This is a genomic window from Klebsiella sp. Q2 (assembly GCF_009900705.1).
Taxonomy (GTDB): domain Bacteria; phylum Pseudomonadota; class Gammaproteobacteria; order Enterobacterales; family Enterobacteriaceae; genus Klebsiella; species Klebsiella quasipneumoniae.
In genome coordinates this window covers 236,061-248,973 of record NZ_JAAABE010000002.1, presented here as the reverse complement: position 1 = coordinate 248,973, position 12,913 = coordinate 236,061, and the positions used below count along the sequence as shown (strand labels likewise).

General features: G+C 60.9%; 15 protein-coding genes and 1 pseudogene. 5 read left to right on the top strand and 11 right to left on the bottom strand.

All coding sequences use genetic code 11. The features are described 5' to 3' along the window. Position 1 precedes the first annotated feature (1 nt). The 4 genes from GT756_RS08885 (at position 2) to GT756_RS08870 (ending at position 3,212) form a co-directional block, all read left to right on the top strand. Positions 2-1,021 (top strand): aldo/keto reductase, encoded by a 1,020-nt coding sequence (locus GT756_RS08885; RefSeq protein ID WP_065696969.1) that lies wholly within the window; start codon positions 2-4, stop codon positions 1,019-1,021. 87 nt (positions 1,022-1,108) lie between these two features. Beyond that, on the top strand, positions 1,109-1,648 hold the full coding sequence (locus GT756_RS08880; RefSeq protein WP_254067453.1) for an NAD(P)H-dependent oxidoreductase: 540 nt from the start codon (positions 1,109-1,111) through the stop codon (positions 1,646-1,648). 34 nt (positions 1,649-1,682) lie between these two features. Continuing rightward, positions 1,683-2,393, top strand: coding sequence for a putative quinol monooxygenase (locus tag GT756_RS08875; RefSeq protein WP_160124808.1), 711 nt, complete (start codon positions 1,683-1,685; stop codon positions 2,391-2,393). Between the two features lie 15 nt (positions 2,394-2,408). Continuing rightward, positions 2,409-3,212 carry a carboxymuconolactone decarboxylase family protein gene (locus tag GT756_RS08870; RefSeq protein ID WP_049004716.1) on the top strand — a complete coding sequence of 268 codons (804 nt, stop codon included), beginning with the start codon at positions 2,409-2,411 and terminating at the stop codon, positions 3,210-3,212. A gap of 204 nt (positions 3,213-3,416) precedes the next feature. Here GT756_RS08870 and GT756_RS08865 read toward each other — a convergent pair whose 3' ends face one another. Then, a complete protein-coding gene (locus GT756_RS08865) occupies positions 3,417-4,634 on the bottom strand; it encodes an MFS transporter (protein WP_074194568.1) in 1,218 nt (405 codons plus the stop codon). 127 nt (positions 4,635-4,761) lie between these two features. Continuing rightward, entirely contained in the window at positions 4,762-5,154 is a 393-nt protein-coding gene (locus GT756_RS08860; RefSeq protein ID WP_228715094.1) for a cyclophilin-like fold protein, read from the bottom strand. A gap of 227 nt (positions 5,155-5,381) precedes the next feature. On the opposite strand from GT756_RS08860, the pseudogene GT756_RS08855 reads away from it, so the two are divergent. Next, positions 5,382-5,541: pseudogene (locus tag GT756_RS08855) on the top strand (LysR family transcriptional regulator); the annotation flags it as partial. Positions 5,542-6,365: 824 nt separating this feature from the next. On the opposite strand, the gene ccmI reads toward GT756_RS08855, so the two are convergent. Genes ccmI through ccmA form a run of 9 tightly spaced genes read right to left on the bottom strand, consistent with a single transcriptional unit; the run spans position 6,366 to position 12,898 of the window. After that, positions 6,366-7,208 (bottom strand): c-type cytochrome biogenesis protein CcmI, encoded by an 843-nt coding sequence (gene ccmI, locus GT756_RS08850; protein WP_065904635.1) that lies wholly within the window; start codon positions 7,206-7,208, stop codon positions 6,366-6,368. After that, positions 7,205-7,651: a cytochrome c-type biogenesis protein gene (locus GT756_RS08845; protein WP_174562438.1), complete on the bottom strand. Its 447-nt coding sequence runs from the start codon at positions 7,649-7,651 to the stop codon at positions 7,205-7,207. The genes ccmI and GT756_RS08845 overlap by 4 nt, the downstream gene beginning before the upstream one ends. 11 nt (positions 7,652-7,662) lie before the next feature. Then, positions 7,663-8,217, bottom strand: coding sequence for a DsbE family thiol:disulfide interchange protein (locus tag GT756_RS08840; protein ID WP_004202997.1), 555 nt, complete (start codon positions 8,215-8,217; stop codon positions 7,663-7,665). Further along, positions 8,214-10,166, bottom strand: a complete 1,953-nt coding sequence (locus GT756_RS08835) for a heme lyase CcmF/NrfE family subunit (protein ID WP_109938557.1) — start codon at positions 10,164-10,166, stop codon at positions 8,214-8,216. Before GT756_RS08835 ends, GT756_RS08840 begins: the two co-directional genes overlap by 4 nt. Beyond that, a complete protein-coding gene (gene ccmE, locus GT756_RS08830) occupies positions 10,163-10,621 on the bottom strand; it encodes a cytochrome c maturation protein CcmE (RefSeq protein ID WP_004143391.1) in 459 nt (152 codons plus the stop codon). Before ccmE ends, GT756_RS08835 begins: the two co-directional genes overlap by 4 nt. Then, positions 10,605-10,835 (bottom strand): heme exporter protein CcmD, encoded by a 231-nt coding sequence (gene ccmD / locus GT756_RS08825; RefSeq protein WP_023286548.1) that lies wholly within the window; start codon positions 10,833-10,835, stop codon positions 10,605-10,607. Before ccmD ends, ccmE begins: the two co-directional genes overlap by 17 nt. Next, on the bottom strand, positions 10,832-11,569 hold the full coding sequence (locus GT756_RS08820) for a heme ABC transporter permease (protein ID WP_109938556.1): 738 nt from the start codon (positions 11,567-11,569) through the stop codon (positions 10,832-10,834). Before GT756_RS08820 ends, ccmD begins: the two co-directional genes overlap by 4 nt. A 49-nt stretch (positions 11,570-11,618) precedes the next feature. After that, entirely contained in the window at positions 11,619-12,278 is a 660-nt protein-coding gene (gene ccmB / locus GT756_RS08815) for a heme exporter protein CcmB (protein ID WP_032456217.1), read from the bottom strand. Continuing rightward, positions 12,275-12,898, bottom strand: a complete 624-nt coding sequence (ccmA, locus tag GT756_RS08810; protein WP_032456218.1) for a cytochrome c biogenesis heme-transporting ATPase CcmA — start codon at positions 12,896-12,898, stop codon at positions 12,275-12,277. Before ccmA ends, ccmB begins: the two co-directional genes overlap by 4 nt. Between the last annotated feature and the right edge of the window lie 15 nt (positions 12,899-12,913).

Here is a 12,913-nt window from a genome sequence, read left to right as displayed (position 1 = left end):
GATGCAGTATATCCGGCTTGGTAAAAGTGACTTACTGGTCTCCCGCATCTGCATGGGATGTATGGGGTTTGGCGACCCGTTAACGGGCCAGCATCGCTGGACGCTGGACGAAACAGCAAGCCGGGACATTATCCGCTACGGTCTCGAAAAGGGTATCAATTTTTACGATACCGCCATCGCCTATCAGAACGGCTCCAGCGAGCGATACGTTGGCCGGGCGCTGCGGGAGATGGCAAAACGCGAGGACGTGGTGCTGGCCACCAAGTTTCTGCCACGAACCGCCGCGCAAATTGCCGCGGGGATCGGCGGAAAAGAAGCCATAGCCCGATCGCTCGACCAGAGCCTGCAGAATCTGGGGATGGACTACATCGACCTCTACATCTATCACATCTGGGATTACAACACGCCAGTTATTGAGGTGCTTGAAGCGCTGCACGCCGCCGTGACCGCCGGCAAGGTGCGCGCGATTGGTATTTCCAATTGCTATGCCTGGCAGCTGGCGAAGGCGAACGCCCTTGCCGAACGCGAAGGGCTGACGCCCTTTGTTTCCGTGCAGAGCCACTACAACCTGATTATGCGTGAAGATGAACGAGAGCTCTTCGGTCTGTGCGCTGAAGATGATATCGCCATGACCCCCTATAGCGCGCTGGCCAGCGGTCGTCTCTCCCGGAAAGAAGGCCACACGCGACGAGCCGCGGAGGATGATTATGCGCGCGGGAAATATGACAGCACGGCTGAACAGGATCGGCTCATTATTGAGCGTGTAGCCGAACTTGCCGAACGGCATCAGGTGTCCATGACGGAAATATCTCTCGCCTGGCTGCTGACAAAAGTCACGTCACCTGTTGTAGGGGCCACAAAAAAAGATCACGTCGATGGCGCGGTAAACGCCGTCAATCTTCAACTGAGCCAGGAGGAAATCCGGTTTCTGGAAGAAACCTACCAGCCGCATGTTCTGACGGGGATCATGGCGCAAAACACGCCGCAAACGAAAGACGCCAGGCAGGTCTGGACGCGGTAGCCCTTATTCACTTTTATAGGAGGTTTTATGATCTGGTTACTGCAGCACAGAGCAGCAGCGTTGTTTTTGTTTGCAGTTATCTTCCTGATGCCCGTTAGCCATGCACATAGTCGTGAAAAGACCGACATTAAAACGCTCGTTATCGTCTCACACCCTTATCCGGAACGCTCAGTTCTGACAAAAGGGCTGCAGGCAGCCGCTGAGAGTCCGGAAGGCGTGACGGTTCGCAACCTTGAGACATTGTATGGTTATGACACACGTCAGATTAATGGCGACGCGGAGCGAAAAATGATGCGTGAGCACAGTCGTGTCGTTTTTATCTTCCCGACACACTGGTTCAATATTACGCCGATGATGAAAGCCTGGCTTAATGAAACCTGGGGGAGTGTCGGACCCGGTTTGTGGCAGGGAAAGGAGATGCTTATTGTCAGTACGGCTGCGGGGGGAAGCTCAACTTACGGGCCAGACGGCAGGATCGGGGTATCGCTCGCGGATGTGTTTTTACCAATGAAAGCCAGCGCCCTGCACGCAGGTATGACGTGGCTTCCTCCCCTGGTCTTTGAGGGCGCCCGTAACGATCGGCTACCTTCCTACCAGCACCAGCTGATCGAACGACTTAAACAGTAATGTCAGTAAAAGGAGCCTCGTGAAAAAGAGCCTTATGCTTTTAATTTGCATACTAATAAGCAGTCCGGTTTTTGCAACAAAACCGGATGTGCTGGATAAGTCAGTGATGAATCTCTTCGAGATTGGGGTCAGGCCCGATCGGGGCAACGATTTTGCAGACGTGGCCAGACAGACGATTTCTGCTTCGGTTGTTCATGAAGAAGGTACGCTGGCGATGTACGCCCTGCAACGCAGCGACCATCCAAGTCATGCATTCATGGTGGAGCTCTATGAAAACGAAAGCGCTTACCACAAACATCTGAATGGCGACCCGTACAAGGCATTCGCTGCCCGGGCACCTGACATTATCGAACGGAAAAATAAAATCATTCTGGAGCCCCAATTTCTGGGGGACAAACACATCATACCGAATGAGCGAACCATTAATAATCTGGTGATCGTCGAGGTAAAGCCTGAATTTCAGACCGAATTTAAAAACATCGTCATGCCTGAAATGGCTGAGTCGCTCAAAGTAGAGAAAGGCGTGTTAGCTATGTATGCCGCTACAGACTCACAGACTCCGAACCGCTGGTATTTCTATGAGATTTACGCCAGTGAGGAAGCGTATCAACTGCACCGAAAAACGCCACACTTTCGGGACTATCTCAGGCAAACGGCGCATATGAGCGCCAGTAAGGACGCTATCCCGGTAAAACCGGTATTTCTTCGTAACAAAGGCGGAATCAAACAGGATCCGCACCGTTGATCAGTGAGGATTAACATGAAAAGCATAATTGCAGCGGCGGCCATGTCGCTTGTTATTTCTGATTTTGCTATTGCTGAGGAAACAAGAGGTAAAGCGATGATGAAAATTGAACCTTCAGCGATTTCGGAAGCTGATATTCGTGCTGTCTCTCCGGCTCTGGCGCGCTTCAGCCGTGAAGCCATTACTGAAGATCTGTGGACACGCGATTCCCTCTCGCCCAGGGACCGTAGTATGGTGACCATTGCCATGCTGATTGCCCGCAACCAGCCAGGCGAGCTTAAGCACTATATTGAAGTCGCTCTCGATAGCGGCGTGACACCAGCGGAACTGTCAGAAATCATTACCCATCTGGCGTTCTACTCAGGTTGGCCAAATGCAATGTCAGCCATCAGCGTGACCAAAACGGTTTTTGAATCTCGTGGCGTTACGGCGGATGCAATTCCTGACGCTTCTCCGGATCTGCTCCCCCTCAATCAGGAAGCAGAAAAGCAGCGTTCAGAAACAGTGGAAAAAAATGTTGGCTCAATATCTCCAGGCCTGGTTAAGTTCACTGCTGAACCCCTGTTCCTGGATCTCTGGCAAAGACCCGCGCTGAAACCCCGCGACAGAAGCCTGGTTACGGTCAGCGCCTTAATCGCATCCGGACAAAGTGCACAGATTGGCTATCACCTCAACAGAGCGATGGATAATGGACTATCTGCTGAGGAGGCTGGTGAGATCGTTACCCAAGCCGCGTTCTATGCCGGCTGGCCAAACGCGTTTACCGCTGCTCCTGTTGTCGGAGAGGTACTACGCAATCGGTCATCGAGTAAAAAGTAATATTACTGAACGCGAAAACCTAACGTACATCATAAAATTAGGGTGACCAGTTCTCGAACAAATGGGCGCAACATTGAGTGATTTGGACTGACCCCGCCCGTAGACATATTCTTTCCTCACGACGAGGCCTTATCCATCGGCTCCAGCGGCAATATGCACGCATGGGCGCCGTAAGCTTTAACTGTTATGGCGTTACTCCTGGGTTTATGAATGGTCTGCGGCAGAAGTGTCTGCCCGCGAGGTCAGAAAGATCAGTACGGTTGCGATAATCAGCATCGCGGCGCTGGCCAGGAAGGTGCTCTGGTAGCCGTGATGGTCGAAAAGCAGACCGCCCACCGTCGAACCGAGAGCAATGGACAGTTGCACCATCGCCACCATCAGTCCGCCGCCCGCTTCGGCATTCTGAGGGAAGGTATGCGGAACCCATGCCCACCATCCCACCGGTGCGGAAGTGGAAATCAGCCCCCACAGCCCGAGCAGCGCCGTCACGATGGCTACATGACTGCCGAAGGCAATCAGGGCCAGCGCAGTGATAGCCATCAGTACAGGGATGGCCATCAGGGTCGGGTAGAACCCGCTTTTCAGCACCCGGCCAATCAGGGTAGTGCCGATGAAACCCGCGACACCAATAACCAGCAGGACCAAGGTCACCGTTGCGGCATCCACCCGCGTCACCGTCTCAAGGAAAGGCCTGATGTAGGTAAAGAGCGTGAATTGCCCCATAAAGAAGATCCCCACACCCAGCATGCCCAGCGTGACCACCCGGCGACGAAACAGCGTGAAAACGTTGCGGGAAGCCGCCGTCTGACGGGTGACCGACATAGAAGGGAGACTGAGTAATTGCCAGACAAACGCGATGATGGCGACCGGCACCAGGCAGAAGAAGGCACCCCGCCAGCCAACAACCGATCCGAGCCAGCTGCCCAGAGGGGCAGCCACGACGGTAGCCAGAGCATTGCCGCTGTTGAAAATAGCCAGCGCCAGCGGAACACGATGCACCGGGACCAGACGCATTGCCGTCGCGGCCGACATCGACCAGAATCCGCCGACCACAATGCCAATCAGGGCCCTGCCCGCCATATAGGTCAGGTAATTGGGCGCCATCGCAATAACAGCACCGGAAATTGCCATAATGCAGGTCAGACCGAGCAGCAGCGTTTTCCGGTTAAGCGTGCCTGCCAGCACGGAAATAAACAGGCTGGTTACCACTGCAAATGTCCCGGAAATGGCGATGCCCTGTCCGGCCATACCTTCGGTGACACGAAGGGTCTGCGCCATCGGTGTCAGCAGGCTGACAGGCATGAATTCGGAGGCGATCAGGGCAAAGACGCACAGCGTCATGGCAAAGACACCACTCCAGTGCTCAGGCTGTTTCCCGCTTCCGGTGTTATTTTTTCTGTTTTCGTCTGTCTTATTACTCATTCAGGGATTTCTTTTCAGTAGATAACATGAAGTCTGCGCCCCGGAGCCTGCAGCGCTGAAGGAAGAGCTGAAACGGCATACGGGGACGGGATAAGAGGGATAATCGCGATGTGGAAGGTGCTGTGGGTCAGTTGGCTACCCTGATCTGCACCGCAAGAGGTCCGTGGCGCTGCAGGACCGGGAGTCCGGAATCCACTTTCCCTAACGGGATCAGTGAACGGCCGTAAGCCCTGCCCCGGGCAAAAATCGCCAGGTTGCCCCACGGCGCGTAGTAAGTGATATCTCCGGCTTCCGGCGTCATGCCGTCCGGTGCCTGCACCGTGGAAAGCCTGCGCGGCAGGTCGCTTATACGCTCAATATCGTCATAGTCTTCCAGCGTCAGGCTGAGAGGAAGCAAAGACGCAAAGTCCCGGCCTGTCGGCGTATCATAGAGGGTGGCGGTAGCGGTTTCTCCCTCCACGATGATCTCAATTTTCATAAGCGTCTCCTGCGCCACTCCCCGGTCGTTGTCACTCGCCATAGCGGACTGCGTGACGAAAATCAGGCCGGCAAGAAGCAGCAGTGATGTTCTGCGGTAAGCGTTTTGCATAAGGGTTATCGTTGACTTTTTCATCGCTTTATTATTAGCAATATGCAGCGGGTTAACTAGCTAATGAATACTTAATACCCTTATGAGTAAAATTTATAAATGGACCGGAAACGAGCATGGCCAGGTGCAATCTCAACGACTGACTCTCTTTCGTTACCGTGGTGCGTGAGGGTAGCTTTACGCGCGCTGCCGCCCAGCTCGGCGTGACCCAGCCCGCCTGAGCAGGCGATTTCCGGGCAGGAAGAACGGATGCAAATCCGCCTGCTGACAAGGACCACGCGCAGTGTGTCAGTGACGACTGCCGGGGCGCGACTGCTGCATTAATGAGCACATGGTTCAATCGGGGAAAATTTACGCCTGAGAGTTTAATGACTATATCTGGCACACAGCAGGCGTGATCGACACCAGGGGACGTCACGCGCTAGCGGCTATGCGTAGCGCCTGCTGGGAAGTTCCCGGATGGCGGCGCGTGGCGCCTTATCCTGGCTACGCTATTGCGCCACTCTTGTGCCGTTATTTTGCCGGGTGGCGCTTCGCTTACCCGGCCTACAAAACTGCCCGCGATTTGGCGCTCTATTCGCGCCCTTCGTAGGCCCGCGCAAGCTTAGCGCCGCCGGGCAAGAACAGCGGGCACGGAGCCGATTTTGTGCCGGGTGGCGGCTGGCGCCTTACCCGGCCTACAAAACCGCCCGCGATTTGGCGCTCCATTCGCGCCCTTCGTAGGCCCGCGCAAGCGTAGCGCCGCCGGGCAAGGACAGCGGGCACGGAGCCGATTTTGTGCCGGGTGGCGGCTAGCGCCTGACCCGGCCTACAAAACTACCCGCGATTTGGCGCTCTATTCGCGCCCTTCGTAGGCCCGCGCAAGCGTAGCGCCGCCGGGCAAGGACAGCGGGCACGGAGCCGATTTTGTGCCGGGTGGCGGCTGCGCCATACCCGGCCTACAAAACTGCCCGCGATTTGGTGCTCTATTCGCGCCCTTCGTAGGCCCGCGCAAGCGTAGCGCCGCCGGGCAAGGACAGCGGGCACGGAGCCGATTTTGTGCCGGGTGGCGGCTGCGCCTGACCCGGCCTACAAAAACAGGGCCGCCCGTACTCTTCTGGTGGCATGCCCCAGACCCGCGCCTGCGCAGCACCGCCGGGCAGTTACTGCGCCTGCTGCTGCGCCTGCGCCAGCTGGCGGACGATCGCCTCGCGCCGCGCATCCCCTTCCGGCAGCCGGGCCAGCAGCGCCTGCAGGGCTGCCACGGCCTCGGGGTAATCTTCATTACGCACCGCGCTCAGGGCCAGCATCTCCAGCACCGGCAGGCTGTTCGGCTGCCGCTGATGCAGGTCACGCAGCAGCAGCTCGCCCATCCGAACCTGACCGCTATCTCCCGCCCGCACCAGCGCGCTGGCGTAATCGAAAGCCGCCGCCGGGTCATCCGCCGCCAGAGCATGCGCCCGGCCAAAGGCGCCGATCGCCGTCTCGCCATCGTTTAACAACAGGCCCAGCCGTCCAAGCAGCTGCCAGCCGGGGAGGTCATTCGGGGTATCCTGCAGGTGGCTGCGCAGGCCAAGCCGCAGCTCCGCCAGCTCATCCATTCGCAGCGGCGCCGCCGTCGGGTCCTTAACCTGCTGCAACAGCGCAGGATAATGCCGTTCAGCCTGCTGCCAGAGCAGCACCTGGCCGATATCGCTGGTTTTCAGATACAGGCCCAGACTCAGGACTACCAGCAGCAGCGCCCCCGGAAGCAGCGCCCAGCGGCTTAGCGGCCGTTCGCCAGGCTGTGCCTGGGGCGGGATATCGGTCAGCAGCGTGCGCTGCAGCTCGACGACCAGCGCCGGGTTGTCCTCGCCGCGCTCCTGCGTCAGCTCCTGCAGGCGCGACTGATACAGGGCGCGGTTGAGGGTATCGCGGTCCACCGCCCCGTTGCCCGTCCATGGGTAATAAAGCAGTCCCAGCGCGCCAGCCAGCAACAGCCCGGCGATAACCACCAACAGGCTCATCGTTCTTTTCCTTCTTTTAATAATTCCGCCAGCCGCTGGCGCTCTTCAGCGCTGAGCGCCGCGTCAGGGATGTCGCGACGACGCGCGCGGGCGATAATCATCCCGGCGCCCGCCAGCACGAACAGCCCCGGCTCCAGCCACAGCAGCACCGTGCCCGCGGTCAGCGGCGGCTCGTAGCTGACAAAATTGCCGTAGCGGGCCACCATATAGTCAACGATCTGCCCTTTCGTTTTCCCCTGCTGCATCAGTTCGTACACCTTCTGCCGCATATCGGCGGCAATCATCGCGTTCGAGTCGGCGATGCTGTTGTTCTGGCATTTCGGGCAGCGCAGCTGGGAGGTGATCTCGCGAAAGGCCTGCTCCTGGGCCTCATCCTTAAACTGCCAGGTATCGATGGCGGCCCACGCCTGGCCGGTCAGCATCAGCGCCAGCAGGATGCCCATTACCCCTCTCATCAGCCCGCCCCCCGGTTGTATTGATTCCACAGCGGCTGGAGCTCCTCGCGCCACACCCGTTCGTTCAGGTCGCCGGCGTGCCGCCAGCGGATGATGCCCTGACCGTCGATGAGAAACGTCTCCGGCGCGCCATAAACTCCCAGATCCAGGCCGAGCATGCCGTTGCCGTCGTACAGGCTCAGCCTGTACGGATTACCCAGGCGCTGCAGCCAGCTCATCGCCTTCTGCCGATCGTCTTTGTAGTTCATCCCCACCACCCGCACGCCCTGCTGCGCCAGGCCGTTGAGAAACTGATGCTCGGCGCGACAGGTTGGGCACCAGGTGGCCCAGACGTTGAGCAGCAGCGGCTTGCCGTCAATCAGCGTCCGCCGGTCCAGCGTCTGACCGGGGGTATTCAGCGCTTCAAGGCGAAACTCCGGCAGCGGTTTGCCAATCAGCGCCGACTCAAGGGTCGTCGGGTCGTCGCCATCGGCATTGCGCATCAGCTGCCAGAACAGCGCGGCGGCCAGCGCCAGAAACAGCGCCAGCGGGATAAACAGCAGCTTCCGGTTCATGAGGCCTCCTGCAGTTTCTTACGCATCCGATAGCGCGGGTCGAGCATGCAGCACAGACCGCCGAGGGCCATCAGCACCCCGCCGTACCAGATCCAGCGAACGAACGGTTTGTAGTACAGACGCACCGCCCAGCTGCCGTCGCTCAGCTCTTCCCCCAGCGCGGCGTAAAGATCGCGGGTCAGCCCGCCGCTGATCGCCGCCTCGGTCATCATCATCCGGCTGGCGGTGTAAAAGCGCTTCTCAGCATACAGCGTCGCTTCCGGGCGTCCGCTGCGGGTCACGGTGATAATGCCTTCGCCGCCGGTCCAGTTGGGGCCGACGATATTGCGCACGCCGTTAAACACAAAGTGATAGCGGTGGATATCGATACTGTCGCCGGGGCGCATCCGTACATCGCGCTCCACGCTGTAGTTCTGGCTAAAAGTGATGCCGATAACGGTCACCGCCACGCCGACGTGACCGAGCACCATCCCCCACTGGCTGCGGGTCAGCGTCCGCAGGCCGCGCCAGAAGCCGTGGCGATGAGTGGCCCGTTCGTGAACCTCCAGCAGGGCGAAGATCAGCACCCACAGGGCCATCATCAGGCCAATGACCGCCATGGCGGTGATACGATCCTGCAGCAGCCACGGCAGCGCCAGAGAAAGTGACAACGTCACAACCAGGGCGATAATCAGGCGCTTAATCTGCCTGGCGATGTCATCGCGCCGCCAGCGGATCAGCGGCCCCAGCCCCAGCAGCAGCGCAAACGGCGCCATCAGGGCGGTGAACATGGTGTTAAAGAACGGCTCGCCGATGGAGATGCTGCCGAGGCCCAGCTCTTTATGCACCAGCGGCAGCAGCGTTCCGAGGAGCACCACCAGCATCGCGGCCATCAGCAAAATATTGTTGCCAAGCAGGAACGACTCGCGCGACCACAGGGTATGTTCCACCCGCGCCCGCACCCGGCCGCCCTTCAGGGCGTACAGCAGCAGCGACCCGCCGATGGCGATAATCAGCAGCGCCAGGATAAACAGCCCGCGCGACGGATCCGAGGCGAAGGCATGCACCGAGACCAGCACCCCGGAGCGCACCAGGAAGGTGCCCAGCAGGCACAGGGAGAAGGCGGCGATGGCCAGCAGCACCGTCCAGGCGCGGAAGCTGCCCCGCTTCTCGGTCACCGCCAGGGAGTGCAGCAGCGCGGTTCCAACCAGCCACGGCATAAACGAGGCGTTTTCCACCGGGTCCCAGAACCACCAGCCGCCCCAGCCCAGTTCGTAATAGGCCCACGCCGAGCCCAGCACGATGCCGAGGGTGAGGAACATCCATGCCGCCTGGGTCCAGGGACGCGACCAGCGCGCCCAGGCAGTATCCAGCCGGCCCGCCAGCAGCGAGGCGATGGCGAAGGCGAAAGCCACCGAGAAGCCGACGTACCCCATATAGAGGATCGGCGGATGGAAAATCATGCCGATATCCTGCAGCAGCGGATTAAGGTCGCGGCCATCAATGGGGTACTGCGGCAGGCCGCGGCTGAACGGGTTGGAGGTAAAGAGGATAAACAGCAGGAACCCCAGGGCGATCATCCCCATCACCGCCAGCACCCGGGCGACGGCGTCGAGCGGCATCCGGCGGCTGAAGAGGGCGACGGCGAAGGTCCAGACGCTGAGCAGCAGAACCCACAGCAGCAGCGAGCCCTCATGCGCCCCCCAGGTCGCCGCCACCCGATACCACACCGGCAGCGCGCTGTTGGAGTTTTCCGCCACGTAGCGGACGGTAAAGTCGTTGACCACGAAGGCGTGCACCAGCAGCAGGAAGGCGCCGCCGATACAGGCGAACAGCCCGCAGGCCAGCGGCCGGGCCAGGGCCATCAGCCGCCGGTCCTGCCGCGCCGCGCCCCACAGGGGATAGACGCTCAGGAGCAGCGCCAGCCCCGCCGCCAGACACAGTAAAAAGTTGCCCAGCTCCGGCATCATGGCTGCGCCCCCGTTTTCTCCGGCGTCATGGCGTTTTTCACCTCCGGCGGGGTGTAATTTTCATCATGTTTGGCCAGCACCTGCTGGGCGGTAATATGCCGCTCGCCGTCCAGCACGCCCTGGGCCACCACGCCCTGCCCCTCACGGAACAGGTCCGGCAGAATGCCCTTATAGCTAACGTCCACCACCCCGCGGGCGTCATACAGCTTAAAGCGCACGTCGAGAGTTTGCGGGTCGCGCTGCAGGGAGCCCGGCTGAACGTAGCCTCCCACCCGAAGACGCTGCCCGGTATGAGGTAGCGCCCGGGTTTCCGTTTTGCCGTAGATAATTTCCCCCGGGGTGTAGAACAGATCGATATTGCTGCTCAGGGCGTACAGCGTCAGGCTGACGGTGAGCCCAAGTCCGGCGAGCACCGCCAGCACGATATACAGCCGGGTTTTACGACGCGCTTGCATCCGCGGCCTCCTTGTCATGTTCGCGGGCAGCAGCGATCCGCCGCTCGCGCGCCTGCTGGCGTCGCACTTCATGGAATAGCGCCCGCCGCGCCCACAGGGTGTGCACCGTCAGCAGGCCAAAGGCGGCGACGGCCACCGCCACCGCCAGCCAGACGTACTGGGCATAGCCGCCCATATTCAGGAAGGCGGCGAACGAAGAAAAAGCGGGGCTCATCGGACGGCTCCTTTGTTAGCCAGCGCCACCACCCACGGTCGACGGCGCTCCAGCTGGAGTATCAGGTTACGCAGGCGCATCAGGGTCAGGGTGACCGACAGCGTGAGGAAAGCAAAGATACAGATCCGCAGCGGCAGACGCATGCTCGGGTCGATGGTTTGCTGCAGGTTGGTCGAACCCTGGTGCAGGGTATTCCACCAGTAGACCGAGTAATGAATGATGGGCAGATTGACCACCCCGACCAGCACGAGGATCCCCGCCGCGCGCCCGGCCAGCCGCCGGTCGTCAAAGGCGTGCCACAGGGCGATGACCCCGGCATACAGAAACAGCAGCACCAGCTCCGAGGTCAGGCGGGCGTCCCAGATCCACCAGGTTCCCCACATTGGCTTGCCCCACGCCGCGCCGCTGACCAGCGCCACCAGGGTGCAGACCGCCCCCACCGGTGCCAGGGCGGCAATCGCCAGATCGGCCATTTTGATCTGCCAGACCACCCCGACGAAGGCCGCGACGGCCATCGCCAGGTACAGCCCCATCGACCACATCGCCGCCGGGACGTGAAGATACATGATCCGGTAGCTTTCCCCCTGCTGATAGTCCGCCGGGGCGAAGCCAAATCCCCATCCCAGGCCGATGACCAGCAACAGCGCGCTCAACGCCGCCAGCCAGGGGATCCAGCATCCGCACAGGCGGTACAGCCGCTCGGGGATCGCCAGTTGATGTAACGCTTTCCACATAGACGCTTACTCACACGGTTTTGATGGCCGCGCCCACAGGCGCAGCGAATTATTGCACGGTCAGCCGCAGCGCGGCGGCGGTGGCGAACGGACACAGGGTGGCGCTGGCGGTTAAGAACGCCGCCAGCATCGCCAGATAGCCGCCGACCGGGAGCCCGGCGACGGCGGCCTGGCAGGCCGCGGTGGCGAAAATCAGCAGCGGCACCGCCAGCGGCAACACCAGCAGGCTCAGCAGGACGCCGCCGCGCTTCAGGCCGACCGTCAGGCCAACCCCCACCGCGCCAAGAAAACTGAGCGTCGGGGTGCCGAGCAGCAAGGTCAGCGCCAGCACGCCGGCGTCATGCACGCTCATCCCCAGCAGCAGCGCCGCCAGCGGAGAGACGATCAGCAGCGGCAGGCCGCTCATCATCCAGTGGGCGACCACCTTCACCAGCACCACCGCCACCAGCGGCGTCGGCAGAAGCAACAGCTGCTCCAGGGAGCCGTCCTGCCAGTCGTCACGAAACAACCGATCCATCACCAGCAGCGCCGCCAGCAGCGCGGCGACCCATACCACGCCCGGCGCAATCTGCGCCAGCAGCTGCGGCGCGGCGCCGACGCCGAACGGAAACAGGGTGATGACGATCAGAAAGAACCAGAGCGGATTGAGGATCTCCGCCCCGCTGCGCCACGCCAGGCGCAGTTCCCGGGCCAACAGCGCCCGCATCATTGCCACCTCCCGTCGCCGCCGCCGAGGCGCAGGGTGCGCAACGGGCAGCGCAGCGGCCGCAGCGGCTGGTGGGTAGTGAGGATCGCGCTTCCCCCCTGCCGGGCGTGCTGCTCCAGGCGTCGGGTCAGGGTTTCCATCGCCGTGGCGTCGAGGGCGGTGAACGGCTCATCGAGGATCCACAGCGGCGCGTCGGTTAACCACAGGCGGGTCAGCGCCACCCGGCGCTGCTGCCCGGCGGAGAGCTGGCTCAAGGGGAGATCTTCATAGCCCGCCAGGCCGACGGCGGCGAGGGCGCGTTCCCGCTGCTGAAGGCGGCTGGCCGGAAAGAAGAAACGCAGGTTTTCATCGGCGGTCAGCGCCGCGTTGACGCCGGGCTTATGGCCCAGCCACAGCAGCTGACGATGAAATGACTCCCGGACCTTCGCCAGCGGCTGGCCCTGCCAGCTCACCCCGCCGCTTTCCGGGCGCGCCAGGCCGCAGAGGATCCGCAGCAGCGAGGTTTTCCCCGCGCCGTTATCACCGGCGACCTGCAGCAGCTCACCGGCAGCAAGGGACAGCGTCAGCTCCGCAAACAGCGGTCGATCGTCAACGATGCAGGTCAGTCGCTCTGCATGCAGCATGAAGGCAAACTCCTT